The following is a 16,553-nucleotide window of genomic DNA, read 5'->3' on the forward strand; positions in this document are numbered from 1 at the left end:
AAGCCTTGCATCTATGGAGTATTGTGAAGACTGGCGGTATGCGGTTATGAGTGCAATTTACGGTATCTTCCATTATGACGGATGCCCGGTGGAGGCGAACGTCGGAGCGGCGATGCAGGAAAAAATGGCGGTTTTCCCTGCGGATGCATGTAAAACATTCTTGGATAAAGATGTTTTTTTAGGCTGCCGGGCGCAGTTTATTACGCCTGAATCGTTATGCGAAGTGCTGCCTTATCAGGACCTGCCAAACCGGATGACTATTACGGCTGATGCCATCATCGACAACCGGATGTCTTTGTTAGCGGCGATGGGAATTGCGGCGGATCAGGGGGCTAGAATTCCCGATAGCCTATTGATTCTGAAAGCGTATCAAAAATGGGGTCGAGAATGTCCCAAATATTTGATCGGTGATTTTGCTTTTGTCATTTGGGATGAAAGACAGCGGTGTATGTTTTGTGCCGTCGATCACGCCGGAACCAGGACGTTATATTATTACCGGGCAGCTGGTGTATTTGCTTTCTCCACACTTCTTAAGCCGTTATTCTCCCATCCGGCGATTCCGGCTCGACACGACGACATGTGGATTGGCGATTTTTTGGCGATTCCATCGGTTATGCATCAACTGGATGCAGAGTTGACGCTGTACCAGGATGTTTATCTCCTGCCAGCGGGCCATAGCTTGAGTGTGGGTGGGGACGGTTCTGTTATTAAAGAGGTATATTGGCAGGTACAGGAGCAGCCGGAATTGGTGCTTAAATCTGATGCTGAATATGAAGAAGCTTTGCGCGATGTACTGTCAGAAGCGGTGCGTTGCCGAATGCGAAGCATCCTGCCGGTGGGGGTAATGTTGAGCGGCGGATTGGATTCGCCAGCGGTCGCGGCACTGGCGGCCAAGGAACTAAAAGGGCAACGGTTGGCGGCTTTCAGCATGACGCCCATGATTGGCTATCGTGACTGGCTCCCGATCGATGGAAGCGCGATTGCTGATGAGACGCCATTTGTAGAAGCGGTGAGCCAATACATCGGCAATATTGACGTAACTTATTGCCGGGCCTCGGGCCTCCATCCGATGAGTGATACCGAGCGTCTGACTAGGATTTTGGAGCAGCCATATAAGATATTTGAAAATTTATTTTGGATTGATAATATCATTGCTGAAGCTAAACAAAAAGGGGTCGGTGTCTTGTTGCACGGTAGCGTCGGTAACATGACGATTTCTTGGGGCGAAAAGCAAAGCTATCTGGTATCTCTACTGCAGTATAGGCGATGGCGCCGTTTGCTGCGAGAAAGTTGGGTGACTTCAAGGCGATACCGGGAACCGAATAAAATGTTATACGCGTTACTCGGCGGCCTGCTGCCGGTCGGCTGCCAAAAAATACTCTCGCTGTTGCAGAGCGGAAATCATGATGCATGGGTATCGGAACTACCGCCGATTAATCCTGCATTTGCAGAGAAAATGGGCAGCCGGGAACGATTTAATCGGTTTGGCTACGATTTGTCCGGCGTCAGTCGAAAAACTTCCTTTGAGTGCCGTCAGGATCAGATGCAACCCAGTTTTTTTGCGCATGTCAGCACACTTAGTACTAAATTGCTATTGTCATACGGCATGGTGATGCGTGATCCGACGCTAGACAGACGGGTTATTGAGTTTTGTCTGCGACTGCCGGAAGATCAGTATGTGAGGAATGGACGAGAGCGGTTTTTGATTCGAAGGGCGATGAAAGGTTTGCTGCCGGACAAGGTGCGTTTGAACGAACGCGTCCGGGGAAATCAGACTGCCGATATTGCGCAGCGATTGCAGCCGGTTTGGCCAGAATTGACAACGGAAATCAGTCTGATCGGTCGACGTCCGGCTGAAAAAAAATATCTGGACATTTGCAAAATAAAACGACAATTGGAAAAACATCCGGTAATCAATGATGATGAAAGTGAAAACTCGGGCGTGCGAATGTTGATACGCAGCTTGATTTTTAGTCGCTTTTTGCAAAGTGAGGGGAAAATATGAATCTGATTGTCGACTATATCTGCGAGTTGTATCGGTTTTCCCGCGGGAAATTTTTAGCTGCGTTGAGTCTCATGATTTTATTGGGGCTATTGGAGGGGGTCGGCGTCGTGCTGATTATTCCGTTGTTGGGAGTCGCCGGAATTATTCCAGGTCTTGGTGGGCAAGTCGGATTAATGGGGGATTTGAATCGATTTTGCCTTCAACTGGGCATTGGCATAAGCTTGCCGTTGATTCTTGTGGTATATTTATTGCTCAATCTGAGTCAAAGCCTACTGCAACGCTGGCAGACGCTGTTGAATGTCGACATCCAACAATCGTTTTGCCAATTTTTGGCGGTTCGTTTGTTTCGGGCGATTGCGTATGCAAAATGGCAGCTTCTAATGACCAAGGCAAAATCAGAACTGATGCATATTATTTTCAGTGAATTGATGCAAATCGGCACTGCGGCGTTAAGCATGCTGGGATTGATTGCGTTAGTTATGGTAACGGCGGTTCAGATCATTCTGGCTCTTTGGATTGCGCCGTTGCTTACGGTTGCGGTATTGGTTGCCGCCGCTTTCCTGTTTTGGGGCATGCGGCCGTTCCTAGGAGAGTCTCGCAAACGCGGCCACGTAATCATGGAAGGAAATCGTGAACTGTTCAACGATCTGACCGAACACTTGAACGGGATAAAGGAAATTAAAAGTTACAGCATTGAAGCGGCACAAGTGGATAACTTTTCCAGGCTGTATGGGATATTGAAGGGAAATGTGATACGGTTTCAGCGGTTGCAGACTAGGACGGATATGCTGTATAAGATGGGTGCAACGGTATTCATTTCGTTGTTCTTATATATAGCTATTGACGTCTTTAAGCTACGCCCGGAAGAATTCGTTTTGATTACGGTGATTTCCTCCCGACTTTGGCCCAGATTTTCGTCGATGCAAACGAGTCTGCAAAATATTAACATGCTGCTGCCGTCGTTCAAGTCGGTAAGGGAGCTAGAGCAGCAGTGCTTGGTAAATAGCGAAAATTTGCCGAATGGAGTCGACGTAAAGCGCTTGAAATTACAGCGCGGCATTGAACTGCGTGATGTTTCATTTGCTTATGCCGGAAAAGTGAATCGCCCAGCCGTAACGGGAATTTGTGCGATGCTGCCATCTGGAACGACGACGGCTTTGGTGGGTGTGTCTGGTGCTGGAAAGAGCACTTTGGTCGACTTGCTAATCGGGTTATTGATACCGAAGCATGGCGTGGTATTGATTGATGGCAAGCCGTTGCAAGAAAACTTGAGAGCATGGCGAAACTCTATTGGTTACGTATCCCAGGATCCATTTTTAATCAATGCCAGCATCAGGGAAAATTTGAAATGGGCTTCTCCGGCAGCATCAGATGGCGAGGTGTGGGAAGCGTTAAGACTGGCTGCCGCCGACGGATTTGTAAGTGCGTTGCCGGAGGGATTGTCCACGGTTGTGGGGGATAGAGGCGTTAGGTTATCAGGTGGTGAACGTCAACGAATTGTTCTGGCCAGAGCGCTACTCCGAAAACCGGCTATTCTCATTTTGGACGAGGCGACCAGTGCATTGGATTCGGAAAATGAAAAAAGGATACAGCAGGCTATCGAGGGGCTGCAGGGGAAAATGACGATTGTCGTGATTGCGCATCGCATATCGACGATTCGAAATGCCGATCAAATCTTTGTTGTTGAACAGGGCAGGATCGTTGAACAAGGAAATTATCAGTCGCTAACGAAAGACGGTTCCAGTCGGTTCTATAGTTTGGCCAGCCTGTATAACGCCAGCAGTGATGTCGGTTAAATGGAAAATCGGAAGGAGAAAGGAATGAAAAAATCGGCTGTTGCATTGTTGTCTGTTTTATTGTTAACTCTGTATAGTACGCCGACTTCTCAAGCAGCTACGATTAATTATTATTATTCGGAGCATTGTGAAAACTGTAAGGCCTTCGCTCCCTATTGGGAAAAATTTGTTGCAGAAAAGAGCGGAGAACATCAGTTTGAGAAAAAACAGACCGATGCTTCGGTTGAAAATAAGAATGAACTGCTGAATCGTAATATGCAATATCGAGGCATTGCGCATACTGAAATTCCCGCTATTTTAGTAACCGACAATCAGGCGGGCGAAGACGTGTTGCTGATCGGTCTGGAGGAAATCAATCTGCTGCCGGAAATACTCGGTGAAAATGGGCGACTGATTCCTGGAATGGAGTCTCGAGAGCTGACGTCAGCCATTATTACCCGCAGCGGCAAAATGCCGACTTCGCTCTTTTATCCGTTTACCCTAGCCGCATTGGCTGATGCCAGTAATCCATGCGCATTGTTTGTGTTCATTGTTGCTACCAGCTATGCTACGGTTTTTTGCGGACGTGCCAAAGCGGTAGTTTATGCGGTGACCTTTTGCGCCACAATGTTCCTCGTTTATTTAGGGGCGGGGTTGGTTGGAAATAGGCTGATCAACATTATTTTTGGAGCATCTCCCTGGATCACTCTGATGCTTTCGCTGGGAATGCTACTGCTGGCGGTATTTCATCTCAGAACGGCCTTGTTTCCGCATCAGACCCGCTATAGCGAGCTACCGTACCGTTTGAAAGAATTGATCGTCAAGAATGCCAGCAAGTGCGTGTCATTCGGCGGCGCTATCGCATCCGGCGTATTGTGCGCATTGGTAGAAATGCCTTGCACTGGCGGGCCGTACATATTTGCGCTAAACATCATTTCTAAAATGCCGACTGCTAGTGCAGTGTTGTGCCTGTTGTATTATAATCTTATCTTCATTACGCCGCTACTTCTCTGTCTGATTATTTTGCTGGTTGCGCCGCAATATGTCGAACGATTAGATGTATGGAGAGTCGCTTACCGACGCTGGATGCATTTGCTGATGGGCCTTTTACTACTTGCGGCTGCGTTCCTGGGGATCATAAATTATGCATAGATTAATCAAGAAGAGGAAAGATAAAACCGATGGTTTGGAAGAGTGAAAAAGCAAAAAAGCAATGGCAAAGACGATTCTCATTCGAAAAGTGAATGCAGGGTCGTTTTTTCATTGTTGTTCCTTTGTACAAATTCAAGAAGGGCAGAGTAAAAATGAAGGCGCTATGAACGTTAAATGGATATTTGTTTTTGATGCGGCCTTGTTATGTCGGTAAATAACCGTGTAGAAGCAAGAGGACAGTTAGTTGGTGAAAGCATATAAGCTAAATAGGCGGCAAGAGAAGAGAAACCTAGGTCAAAGGACTAAAAAAAGACAACAATAAAACAGGAGTCTCGTCCTGTAAGTAAGGGAATACTACTTATTGTAAAAAAATGAGGAAGTGAATATGATGAAACTGAGACTAAGACAAGAGAATATATGGGCAAACCTATCGAAAGGTGGGGACGCAAAGCCATGGGTCTAAAGGCAATGAAAGTTACGCCAATGACTGCCAGGTTGCTTTTAAGAAATGACCGCGGTTTGCCCAAGTCAGCAGTGATTGCTATGCTTGGGCTTTTGCCTTTTTAGGAGGAGTCAACGCGGAGAGGGAGGCGATGTAGATGGCAGAAAAAACTAAGGCGACGAAAAAGAATATGTGGGCAAACTCATCGAAAGATGGGGACGCAAAGCCATGGGTCTAAAGGCAATGAAAGTTACGCCAATGACTGCCAGGTTGCTTTTAAGAAATGACCGCGGTTTGCCCAAGTCAGCAGTGATTGCTATGCTTGGGCTTTTGTATTTAAAAGACAAAGAAGGGAGCGTTTTTAGGGGTTGAAGCGTAGAAAAAGGAAAGGGAGGGCATGATCATGACGACAATTATAGGAACAGCAAAGAATGAAGTATTGACGGGGAGCAGCGGCGATGACTTGATAAAAGGAGGAGGCGGCGAAGATACTATTTATGGCGGTGATGGTAACGATAAAATTTATGTATATTTGCCGGGCGGCAAAGGCAGTACAGTATATGGCGGCAATGGCAACGAATATATCATCGGCCACGGCGTGCTGGATGGCGGAGCTGGAAACGACACGCTGATCGCTTACGGCGGTGATGCGACGCTATTGGGCGGTGTGGGGAATGATACCTATTCTTTAGGTCTGTGTGACAATGTGACGGTAACCGATACGGTGCCTGGCAGCGCTGGTCACGGAATCAATACCGCCGATTTCACATCATATGCTATGTCGATTGCAGATGTGGTGTTCAGCAGCTCCGGCAACAATTTGCGGCTTCAGCGCAAAGGCTGGACGCAAGCTACGACTTTTACCGACTGGTTTCTCGGTCCGCAATACCAGATCGAAATTTTCAAGTTTTCCGATGCCACCTACAGCGCTGCTCAGATTAACGGTGCCATGGTTAATAATTATGTCGGAACCAGTGGTGACGACCATTTGGTTAGCGGCATTGGTAATGATACTTTGGCGGGCGGGGACGGCAATGATATTCTGGACGGCGGAGCCGGCAATGACATTTTGGACAGTGGAACGGGCAATGATACCCTGTTTGGCGGGGCGGGCAACGATACGTTGTCTGGCGGCGATGGAAATGACAAACTGGATGGCGGGAGTGGGGATGACACGTTGCTGGGAGGGGCAGGAAACGATATGTTGTCTGGCGGAGATGGGAATGACCGATTGAACGGAGGTGCTGGTAACGACAATTTGCTAGGCGGATCGGGTGATGATTATCTGGATGGTGGAAGCGGCGTAAACTATTTGTCTGGCGGCGCCGGTAACGATACACTGGTCTATAATCCGGCAGATCTAGTGATTTCGGGCGGCGATGGCAATGACGCGTTAACAGCGGCAGGGCTGACGGCGGGGCTGAACGGATGGCAATTAGCGCCGTTCAAGGATATTGAAAACTTTATTGGCACCGCCTATAATGATGTCATTTATGGCGGTAGCCAGGCTGAAACGATCGACGGCGGAGCCGGCAACGACTTTTTGTATGCCGGCAGCGGCAACACAACATTGCTTGGCGGTGACGGCAACGACACCTTGGTCAGCGGCCTGGTGCCCGGCAGCGGCAATGTTACAATGGCCGGCGGAAACGGCAGTGACCAATACCGATTTGGCGGAACATGGGGGAATGACGTAATCGTCTTTGATATGGATAATGTCAATGACAAGATTGCTTTCGGCAACGGCATCACGTCAAAAAATCTCAAGGTGAGCCGTGATGGCCTAAATGTTGTGCTTGACGTTGCCGGTCACGGATCGATCACCATCCAGAATTGGGATACAGCCCAATTGGATAAAATACACTTCGCGGATGGAACGACGGGGTCAATTGCCAACTACCTAAGTATGGCCAGCGGCAGCTATGGTGGAGCGTTGTCGGATAACCATGCGTTGTTGATCGGTATCGCGCAATACGAGCCGAAGGCCTATAAGGAAAATATACCGGAGGTTAATGGCGATATTAGTACGATGCAGCAGGTGTTGAAAGCAGATCTGCTATGGAACAATACAAATACAACGTTGCTGCGAGATCTGCAGGCAACCAGCGTTTCTATTTTAACGGCGATGCAAACGGAGGCCGTACAAGCATCGGACGGGGACAATGTGCTGCTGTATTATTCTGGACACGGGGATAATAACGGGTTTGAAACGGCTGACGGCAGCAAAGTATACGAGAAACAAATTTATGATGCGACACTGCAAATTGGCGCAAAAATTGGATCGACAGGTCATGTTACGTTGATCGAAGATGCCTGTCATTCCGGCGAACTGGTGGATTATTTTAAGGCGCATAATCCGGGCAGTAAATATACGGTGATTAGCTCCTGTACGGCACTTGAGACGGCAAATGGAATGTTTACCAAATATCTGGGCTATGCGCTTGGCGGTGGGCTCGCAGATTTGAATCGAGATGGTTATATCACAACCGGCGAGCTGTCGGGCTATCTTAGCGGCGCATCCTATGACGGCTGCAGAGACAGCATGCATCCGCAAATGTATGACGGATCTAATGGTGGTTATTTGATTGGTAAAACTAAGTAGTATTGGGAGGGGAGAAATTGTTCAGAAAAGTTGTGTGTTGGTAGAAAGGCCGGTCTGTTTTGCGATGAGCAAATCGGAACGGCCTATTTTTATTTGAAATGCTTTGGTAAACTCTACGACATCCGAATGAATATAAGGGCATTGTAATAGAAATGACAAGCGGGCTGTAATCTTTGCAAGGTATAATAAAAATGGAAGAAATAGGATTAGGATGACTAGTTAAAAATAGAGAGTGAAAAATATGTGGGGGAGGGGCGAGGAAAATGAAATGTGAAAAGGTTTGGATTGTTGCGATATTGTTGCTTGGACTTTACGGTTGCGGTGCAGGTGTGTGTACCGCGAGGGCACAAGCAATGAACGTCGAATTAGGCACGTTTGGTGCGAAAGGCGATGGCATAGCTGATGATACGGCATCACTGCAAACTGCATTGAATTCATTGAAAAGTGGACAAGTTCTTCATATACCAGCTGGAACATACAAAGTTACTCAAATCATTGTACCGGCCAATGCAGCTATGCTTGGCGACGACGGAGCCATTATACTAGGCGGCGAAAATGGAGGAGGAATTTTCAATATTGCGTCTGACCATGTGACGATGACGAATCTAATTATTGACGGTGCAATGAAACGAAAGACGGCAGTAAAGAATGACAATGCAAATTACACAACACTTGAAAAATGTGAAATAAGAAATACTATGGGCGATATGACAATGGGATCCTGGGCTATATTGGTAAAAGGCGGCAGTAATATATCAATTGCGAATTGTAGTTTTCACGATATTAGTGGACCAGAAAACGGAATTGGAGGCGATAACATTGGCGCGAATCGAGCTGTTTTTGCCTGGAATGTAAAGTCGATGTCAATTCTTAATTCCATTTTTACAAAAATAAGCGGCTTTGAAGATGGAGACGGTATACACATTACAGGTGACAATGGCTGGATTTCGGACGTAACTATACAAGGATGTACTTTCAGCGATTTTTACAAGCGAGCTGTTAAAGTGCAAGCTTCTGGCGTGAAAATTATTAACAATACGATGACTGCAAATCCGGCAACGGCTAATTCACCAGAGCATAAGCAATTTCAGGCGGCAATATCGATCTTTGCAAAGAATACACGTGTGGAAGGCAATAAGATCACACTGTATCATTCGTTTCAAGGTATTGGAGTAGAAGGAATAGACTGTAAAATTATTGGTAATACGATTGTCGTAGACAAGACAGGAAGCAATTACAATACGGCTGGGATTTACGTATCAGCCGCTGGAAGCGGAGCTACGATTACCGGAAATACGGTGAAAAATATACCTGCGCCGAATGGGATAGATTTTAGAAGCGCGACTAACGTTAACGCCACAAACAATATAGTGCAATAGTAGGAAGACTTACTTTACTCGTGTTATGGCGTTAAATGTCAAAAAGATGATGCTGGAAAAGGAGCGTACAGCTATGATGCAACATGGAAAGATAACATGGTTAGTGATAATGATGCTGATATTGCTGGGCGGTCTGCAACAAGGGAAAGTTTTTGCCCAAGCGGGTGAGGGCAATATGGTCGAGCTTACAACTTTTGGCGTTAAAAGGGATGGCGTCACTGATGATACGGCAGCACTTCAGGCGGCATTGAAGTCGCTGAAGAGTGGACAAACGCTTCACATACCGGTTGGAACCTATAAAATTAGTACAATTAACATGCCTGCAGGTGTGACGCTTGTTGGCGATGTGGGAACGGTTATCAAAGGCGGCGGTGGCGGTGCAGAAATCATTAATATTTCAACTGATCATGTAACCTTAAAAAATTTGATTATTGACGGAGATATGAAGCGAAAAACTGCAGTAAAGAATGACAATGCAAATTACACTACGCTTGAAAAATGTGAAATACGAAATACAAGCGGCGACACAACGATGGGATCCTGGGCTGTTTGGTTGAAAGGAGGCAGCAATATAGCGATTAAAAATTGCCAAATCCACGATGTTAGTGGACCGAAAAATGGGAAAAATGGCGATAATATTGGAGCGAACCGTGCTGTAGTTGCTTGGAACGTAAAAAAAGTATCAATTCTTAATTGCGTTTTTTCAAAAGTAAGTGGATTTGAAGATGGAGATTGCATACAAATTACGGGTGATAGCAATTGGATTTCAGATGCGACGATACAAGAATGCACATTTAGTGACTTTTACAAGCGTGCAGTTAAAGTCCAAGTCTCTGGAGTGAAGGTCATTAATAATACAATGGTGGCAAATCAGACAGCGAACAATTCGGCTACTGGTAAGCAGTTTCAGGCGGCCATATCGGTTTTGGCTAAGAATACACTTGTTCAAGGCAATATGATTACGTTGTACCATTCCACGCAAGGTATTGGCGTGGAAGGCGCTAATTGTAAGATTATTGGTAATACAGTTATTGTCGATAAAACGGGCAGCAATTATAGTACGGCAGGAATTTATTTGTCGTCAGATGGCAGTGGCGGTATAATCAAAAATAATATAGTTAAAAACATACCTGCGCCCAATGGGATTGATTTTAGAACGGCGAAAAACGTTATTTCAATAAACAACATCATAAAGTAGGGAGGTTAGTCAATGATATTAATAAAAAAAGATGATAGTGGAACGTTTACTAATTGCTTTATTGGAGAAGAATATCAGATAGAGAATTTTAAGTTTTGTAGCTGTGCATATCAAAAACGTATGAATCGAATTAAGAATGATAAAGAGAGCGATTTTGTCGGTTGCCAGATAAGTTACAAACGCGTTTAACGAGAAGGAGCACCATCGCTTTTCACTAGAAAAGAGAGGTGCTCTTTGTGTTTAGACGCGGAAATGTTTAATGGCTTGCTGTAGTTCAGCAGACATCGTATGCATCTGTTGACAAAGATGCGAAATATCTTGGATAGATGCTGATTGCTCTTCTGTTGCGGCGGAAACGGTTTCTGTCTGCTGCGCCGTCAGTTGGCCAATGGAGTCGATTTCTCGAACGGCTTGAATGACCTCCTGACTAATCGCAGATACTTCTTCCACATCGGCAGAAATGTTTTGCAGCCTTTCCGTCATAATTACAGTGCGACGCGCTATTTCCTCAAAGGCGCTGCCGGCATTGTTGACGGCGGCGGCGCTTTGGCCTACAGCGGCAGTTCCTTGGCGCATGGCTTGAATGGCGGCAGCGGTGCCGCTTTGTATTTCGTGAATCAATTCCGCGATTTCTTTGGCTGCATCAGAAGATTGTTCGGCCAGCTTGCGCACTTCGTCCGCGACGACCGCAAAACCGCGCCCAACTTCTCCAGCCCGTGCCGCCTCAATAGCAGCATTGAGCGCCAACAGGTTGGTCTGTGCAGCGATACCGGAAATGGCGGCTACGATTTGATCAATTTTTGCTGATTGTTCGCCGAGTGTTTCAATGGCTAGCGATGAATTGTTAACGGTTCCTTCTAAAAGGCTCATCCGGTTGATGGCATCGTCTACTGCCTGGTTACCCAGCTTGACCGAACTACTGCTTTCTTCTGCAACGGCGGCAATATCTTGTACCGTGTGAGCTGTTTGTTGCAGAGTGGCAGAAAGGTATTCGATTTGCTTTGAGGTGCTGTGAATGCGAGAGCCTTGTTCTTGTGCACCGTGCGCTACGTCCTCGATGCTGTTTGCGACAAGCTGCGATGCTTCCGCTGACTGGTTGGCGTTGCTGCTCAAGTGGTTTGCTGTTTCCGCCACATGTTCGGCGTTTTGTTGAACACCGAGAACCATGTTGCGGAGTTGATCAACCAAAGAGGCGAAAGAGCGAGTCAGAACCCCGATTTCATCGTTTGATTGCGGCAATTGTGAAAAATTCAGATCGCCTCGCGCCATGTAACCGGACACTTGGAGAATGGGCTTAACTATCTTACGTGTCGTGTAATAGCCGAACCCTAAGCTGATGAGGAGAGCGAGCAGTGCAGCGCCGAGCATCAGAAAACGCAATGCGTTGAAGGTAGCTGTCGCACTTTGAATGCCAAGTTCTTTTTGCTGTAGTTGCAGATCAACTAAACTGTTGAAGACGGTTTCCAAATCTTTACGCGCTTTGCGTCCTTCATTAAAGGATAGTTGTTGCGCTTCGCTTTGCTTGCCGGCAAAGGCAAGATCAAGCACGCGCAAATTTAAGGCGGTGAATTGGCTGTGGGAATCGTTAATTGCCGTGAAAAACTTTTTCTCTTCTGCAATGAGCATCAAAGGCTGCAGTTGGGCAAGACGTTTTTTTATTTGATCAGATTTCAGCAAAATCTCCTGACGGAATTCAGGCTGTTTGGTCAGAAGAGCGCCGCGTTCATCGTTGGCTTGTCCCGTATAATAAAATTGAATTTCGCGCAGTAAAATGATACTGGTATTGTTGTCGTCGTTAATGGATTGGTATTGCTGGCGGATTTCGCCTAAACCGTATAACGACATGCCGACGACCAGCAAAATAATCGCAAAGACAAGTAAATTGGAAAGGATAAGACGGGTTTGAATTTTCATGAACCGATCACTCCTTTGACATAGTTGTCCTACTAAAGGTTATTCGTGATTTGAAACTTTTAACCTCCAATAAATGGAAAACTTATTGGCGTGATAATTTAAGTTTCTTTTTCTGGCCGTAGCGGCAGAAATGGTGGATAATATAACAATGCGATGGAGCGCTAGCAAAAAAAGAAGCGGGGGAAACGGGATGAAGTTTCGGACGGTTTTAATCGGCATGGCTGTATGGCTGTGTTTGGCGACGGGAGCGGCGCAGGCTGCCGTTTTGTATGAGTCGACTCAAGCGTTGCCGGAATTTGTTTCGGCAGCGAAAGAAAAAGAGGAATTGAATCGGCAATGGCGGATGCAGGAAGCTCGTTTCGCAGCGCTGCCTACGGCGACGGAAAAACTTGCCGGAGCGCTGCCTAGCGCAGTAAGAGAAATGCTTACGCAGGAACAAGTAAGGGCCATTGCTTTTAGTCAATTGCGTGTACAATGGATTCCGGAAAAAAAGAAGATTGAAGCGGAGGCAAAAGGGCCGTCGCTTCGCTTACAGCTGACGGATGAAGCGGCGCCTGTCTTGGCCGCGGTTCTGCAAGAAGCGCCGGAAACGGCAGCGACGCTGTTCTATTATGATTTAAACAACCTATGTGAGTTGGAAAGTCTTCACAAGCGTTATAGCGCGGAACTGAGAGAGAATGTGCTGTTGCAGGAAGAGCGTGCGCAGTTGGAAAACGATTATTTGGCAGCTCTTTATTTTGACAGGGCGGTCTATGATGCGGAAGAGAAAAACTATAAAATTATTTTGGTCGCTATGGATTGGAAAAACTGGAGCGGCGAAATCGCGCTGCTGGCGCTAAGCGGGGAACAGAATCAAACAACCTGGATGACGGCTTTGGAGAAGGTGTTTGGCAAATACCGCAGTCAAGCGTTAAGCAATATCTTCTCATACCAGGCAGACGCGAAAAAAGCAGCGGAAATGAATCCAACAGCACCGCATTTACTACTGGCTGCTATGGAAAAACTGGAACCGGGTAAAGCGAATCCTGAAATTCTCAGTTTGTTGAACAGGGCTGTTGAGAAAAAACCGCAAGATCCTGTATGTTATGAAACGCGTGCGTTGGCCCAACTTCTTATGAATCCGCAGACGTATTATTGGGGCATTGAAGCGGACTATGGGCGAGCGATGCATCTGTTGCCGCAGTCGAAGCAACTTTATTTGGAACGGGGTCTGGCGCGCGCTGCCAATCATCTGCATGAAGCGGCTATTTGTGATTTTGAACAGTATTTCTCAGCCAGGGCGTCACAAGGGAAAAAATCACCATTGCGCCTGGGTTATGCTTTGTATCTGGAGCGCTTGCAATATGCGAACAAAGCGGCGGAACAGTATCAGACGTTTCTGAGCAGCGAAGAGAAAGGCAGTTTCTTTTATCGTTTGGCGCAGCTGCGCTGGCAGAATTTGAATCAAAGCAGCTTATCTAGACAAGCGCTTGGGCAGTAAGAGGAGGCTAGTAGCATGAAAAAACGATTATGCCGTGCAATCGGCATGGCAATGATATGTTTCAGTTTTATCGCGACCACTGCATCGGCAGCGGTTTTAAGCGAAGCGGTGCAAGAGGCGACTGTCAGCGTTGACCAACAAGAGTCGTTAAGCTCGGCGAAAGACCGGGCTGCGCTTGCAGCCAGGGCTAAAGTGATTCCGCGTTTGGCGGGCGAGCTTCGCCAATACTGGCAGAGGCAACGTCCTGAGCTGGTTTTGCGTGAAGAGGAATATCAGGCAGCGGCGTTGGCGCTGTCGTCGTTGACTGTTCTGAGCGAACAGGGCGAAGGCAAGACGGAGACTGTTTGCGTAAAGGCTCGCGTTACGTTGCAGGAGGAAGAGGCAACCCTTTATCTGCAGCACTTTTCCTTGCCGTCGCTATTCGATGGACGAAGGACGTTGGCTCAGTGGCATGATCTGCAGGAAAAATATGCGCAAGATTTGGCGGACGGCAAAGGAGAGCGAATGAAAAAAACGCAAGCCTATTTGCTGTTGGAACGCGGTTATCGCCAAACCTTGGCGATGGAAAATCGTTTGCTGCGTGGCGGTCAACTCTGGCAGGAGAAAATCGCATTGTATGGGATGGGGATCTTACTAGGACAACCCGTGCCGCTCCTGGAGATGGGCGATTACGGCAAAGCGTTGGGAGCGGGAATACTCAGCGATTTTATGCAGGCTGGAGATTACTATACGCAATCGATAGCGGCTTATCCTACGACGGCCGCCTACTGCGAGCGGGCAATTGCTTCGTTGATTCAAGCCAATCCAGGGCAGGCGAAGCTGGATCTCGACAAGGCCATGATGCTTGATCCGAGCGATGCGAGAATTTATACGGTGCGCGCCTTATCGCGACTGCACTTTCCGATGAAGAAACAGAGCGGCTTGCTGACCGAAGAAAATCGCAAGCTGGCATTGGAAGACCTGGACAAAGCGATTGAACGGCAGCCGCAGCAGGCATGGCTCTATGCAGACCGTGCATTGCTGCACTTATATAGTACGCAAAACGAAGCGGCGCTTGACGATTGGAAAACATATCTGGCCTTGTCGCCGCAACTGCGCGGCTCGTTGACGCATTTGATCTACGCGTTGCAGCTGGAGAATAACGGTCATCCGTACCGGGCGCTCCAAGAGTACGGCAGTTATTTGCAAGCAGCGCAGGCTGGCGATTTTTTTCGCAGCGCGGTAGAAAGCCGGCAACATTCTTTACGGGAAAAAAACAGCGCGAGCGTAAAATAAAAAAGAATCCCGTGGCTGCCGATGTGAACTGAACCAGAAACAACGTACATAAAATAAAACGCCCAGAAGTAGAATAGCTTTAAATTACGCAAACTGGCATCGTTTTTCATACGGTGTCAGTTTTGTTTTTAGTTGAATGCGTTCAAAATTATAAAAATAGATATACTCATCGATAACCTCGTTAGCCTCTGCAAATGTTTTGAGATGTATTCTCGAAATGCATTCTGCTTTCAAAATACTAAAAAAGTTTTCAGCTAATGCGTTATCATAACAATTTCCTCGCCTTGACATGGACGGTGTAATACCATACTCTTTAGTTAGGTTAAAATACCCCTGTGAAGTGTATTGAAACCCTTGGTCACTATGGAGTTGCAGCTCTGTAGTGACTTTTTCCTTTTTCATGGCAGTTCGAATTGTTTCAAGAACTAAATTTACAGTTTGTTCTGTTCCTGTTTTATAAGCAATAATACTGCGATCAAACGCATCGCGTATCATTGATAAATACAGGATTCCTTGGAGTGTATGGATGTATGAAATGTCGGTAACCCATTTCTGATTCGGCGCAGTTGCTTCAAAATCACGATTGAGTAGATTTTCATATTTATGAAGTTGTTGCTGCATTCTCTTGTATTTTTTACGTCGGCGAATTTGAGATAATAAATTATATTTGCTCATTAAGCGAAGAACGGTTTTCGGATCAATAAATATATTTCTATTCTGTTGAAGCCACAAATGAACCCTTCGATATCCATACGTTCTTTTTGATATTTCTTGGCATACCGCAATTTCTGCTACGATTCGTTCATTGCGATTCGGTTGATTCATGCGATGAACAAAATCATAGTACCCACTGCGTGATACATCAAAAAAGTCACACATTGCAGAGATAGAATAGCTGTCTTGGTTTTTATAAATTGCCATGTATTTTACAGATGGCCTCACTTCCTTCCAACGATTTGAAGAAAAGAACGTAATAGTTCGTTTTCCATCTTTAAACGCTTGATTTCATTATCTCTTTTATCCTGTATGGTAACATAGCTTTTAGGCGGTCTGCCTTTTTTCCGTGGAATAATTCCAGATTCAATCATCTTTTGTTTTCGGTTGTGTCTTCGGATTAGTTCTTTGATTACGTATTTATCCTTAAATCCATAGAACTCGCTAATTTCACGATTCGTTTTGCCTTCTTCTTTCATTTTTAGAACGTCGAGAATAATGTGTTCTCCAAAATGTTTTATTCCTCTTTGCCCTGACATATGAACACCCCCAGTCATAGATTAATTATCTACAACTGGGGGTGTTTTGTCATTGTCCGTTTTTATTGGTTCAGTTCA

Annotated in this window: 12 protein-coding genes and 2 riboswitches; of the genes, 9 read left to right on the forward strand and 3 right to left on the reverse strand. The window is 46.3% G+C overall.

What is annotated here, in order from left to right:
- Positions 1-46 precede the first annotated feature (46 nt).
- From QTL79_RS13150 to QTL79_RS13180, 7 genes are all read left to right on the forward strand, one after another.
- Positions 47-2,005, forward strand: a complete 1,959-nt coding sequence (locus tag QTL79_RS13150; protein ID WP_346355431.1) for an asparagine synthase-related protein — start codon at positions 47-49, stop codon at positions 2,003-2,005.
- A complete protein-coding gene (locus QTL79_RS13155; protein ID WP_346355432.1) occupies positions 2,002-3,801 on the forward strand; it encodes an ABC transporter ATP-binding protein in 1,800 nt (599 codons plus the stop codon). Before QTL79_RS13150 ends, QTL79_RS13155 begins: the two co-directional genes overlap by 4 nt.
- A gap of 24 nt (positions 3,802-3,825) precedes the next feature.
- Positions 3,826-4,932, forward strand: a complete 1,107-nt coding sequence (locus QTL79_RS13160) for a hypothetical protein (protein ID WP_346355433.1) — start codon at positions 3,826-3,828, stop codon at positions 4,930-4,932.
- Positions 4,933-5,342: 410 nt separating this feature from the next.
- A riboswitch (cyclic di-GMP riboswitch) is annotated at positions 5,343-5,435 on the forward strand.
- A 124-nt stretch (positions 5,436-5,559) separates the two neighbouring features.
- Positions 5,560-5,652: riboswitch (cyclic di-GMP riboswitch) on the forward strand.
- A 125-nt stretch (positions 5,653-5,777) separates the two neighbouring features.
- On the forward strand, positions 5,778-7,976 hold the full coding sequence (locus QTL79_RS13165; RefSeq protein ID WP_346355434.1) for a caspase family protein: 2,199 nt from the start codon (positions 5,778-5,780) through the stop codon (positions 7,974-7,976).
- A 263-nt stretch (positions 7,977-8,239) separates the two neighbouring features.
- Positions 8,240-9,355 carry a right-handed parallel beta-helix repeat-containing protein gene (locus QTL79_RS13170; protein WP_346355435.1) on the forward strand — a complete coding sequence of 372 codons (1,116 nt, stop codon included), beginning with the start codon at positions 8,240-8,242 and terminating at the stop codon, positions 9,353-9,355.
- Positions 9,356-9,428: 73 nt separating this feature from the next.
- Positions 9,429-10,553: a glycosyl hydrolase family 28-related protein gene (locus QTL79_RS13175; protein ID WP_346355436.1), complete on the forward strand. Its 1,125-nt coding sequence runs from the start codon at positions 9,429-9,431 to the stop codon at positions 10,551-10,553.
- 12 nt (positions 10,554-10,565) lie between these two features.
- Complete coding sequence (locus QTL79_RS13180) at positions 10,566-10,742, forward strand: hypothetical protein (protein WP_346355437.1); 177 nt, start codon at positions 10,566-10,568, stop codon at positions 10,740-10,742.
- A gap of 51 nt (positions 10,743-10,793) precedes the next feature.
- Here QTL79_RS13180 and QTL79_RS13185 read toward each other — a convergent pair whose 3' ends face one another.
- Positions 10,794-12,467 carry a methyl-accepting chemotaxis protein gene (locus QTL79_RS13185; protein ID WP_346355438.1) on the reverse strand — a complete coding sequence of 558 codons (1,674 nt, stop codon included), beginning with the start codon at positions 12,465-12,467 and terminating at the stop codon, positions 10,794-10,796.
- Positions 12,468-12,657: 190 nt separating this feature from the next.
- Here QTL79_RS13185 and QTL79_RS13190 point away from each other — a divergent pair, with 190 nt between their 5' ends.
- Entirely contained in the window at positions 12,658-13,947 is a 1,290-nt protein-coding gene (locus tag QTL79_RS13190) for a hypothetical protein (protein ID WP_346355439.1), read from the forward strand.
- 15 nt (positions 13,948-13,962) lie between these two features.
- Positions 13,963-15,222, forward strand: a complete 1,260-nt coding sequence (locus tag QTL79_RS13195) for a tetratricopeptide repeat protein (protein ID WP_346355440.1) — start codon at positions 13,963-13,965, stop codon at positions 15,220-15,222.
- Positions 15,223-15,306: 84 nt separating this feature from the next.
- Here the strand turns inward: QTL79_RS13195 and QTL79_RS13200 are convergent, their stop codons facing one another.
- Positions 15,307-16,143: an IS3 family transposase gene (locus QTL79_RS13200; protein ID WP_346353979.1), complete on the reverse strand. Its 837-nt coding sequence runs from the start codon at positions 16,141-16,143 to the stop codon at positions 15,307-15,309.
- Between the two features lie 17 nt (positions 16,144-16,160).
- On the reverse strand, positions 16,161-16,475 hold the full coding sequence (locus QTL79_RS13205; RefSeq protein ID WP_346353978.1) for a hypothetical protein: 315 nt from the start codon (positions 16,473-16,475) through the stop codon (positions 16,161-16,163).
- Positions 16,476-16,553: the final 78 nt, after the last annotated feature.

It is taken from the genome of Azotosporobacter soli (assembly GCF_030542965.1).
Taxonomy (GTDB): Bacteria; Bacillota; Negativicutes; order SG130; family SG130; genus Azotosporobacter; species Azotosporobacter soli.

Bases quoted from the DNA above. Each gene is read 5' to 3' on its own strand.
- QTL79_RS13150 (WP_346355431.1), top strand. From the start codon at position 47: ATGAGTGCAATTTACGGTATCTTCCATTATGACGGATGCCCGGTGGAG.
- QTL79_RS13155 (WP_346355432.1), top strand. From the start codon at position 2,002: ATGAATCTGATTGTCGACTATATCTGCGAGTTGTATCGGTTTTCCCGC.
- QTL79_RS13160 (WP_346355433.1), top strand. From the start codon at position 3,826: ATGAAAAAATCGGCTGTTGCATTGTTGTCTGTTTTATTGTTAACTCTG.
- QTL79_RS13165 (WP_346355434.1), top strand. From the start codon at position 5,778: ATGACGACAATTATAGGAACAGCAAAGAATGAAGTATTGACGGGGAGC.
- QTL79_RS13170 (WP_346355435.1), top strand. From the start codon at position 8,240: ATGAAATGTGAAAAGGTTTGGATTGTTGCGATATTGTTGCTTGGACTT.
- QTL79_RS13175 (WP_346355436.1), top strand. From the start codon at position 9,429: ATGATGCAACATGGAAAGATAACATGGTTAGTGATAATGATGCTGATA.
- QTL79_RS13180 (WP_346355437.1), top strand. From the start codon at position 10,566: ATGATATTAATAAAAAAAGATGATAGTGGAACGTTTACTAATTGCTTT.
- QTL79_RS13185 (WP_346355438.1), bottom strand. From the start codon at position 12,467: ATGAAAATTCAAACCCGTCTTATCCTTTCCAATTTACTTGTCTTTGCG.
- QTL79_RS13190 (WP_346355439.1), top strand. From the start codon at position 12,658: ATGAAGTTTCGGACGGTTTTAATCGGCATGGCTGTATGGCTGTGTTTG.
- QTL79_RS13195 (WP_346355440.1), top strand. From the start codon at position 13,963: ATGAAAAAACGATTATGCCGTGCAATCGGCATGGCAATGATATGTTTC.
- QTL79_RS13200 (WP_346353979.1), bottom strand. From the start codon at position 16,143: ATGGCAATTTATAAAAACCAAGACAGCTATTCTATCTCTGCAATGTGT.
- QTL79_RS13205 (WP_346353978.1), bottom strand. From the start codon at position 16,475: ATGTCAGGGCAAAGAGGAATAAAACATTTTGGAGAACACATTATTCTC.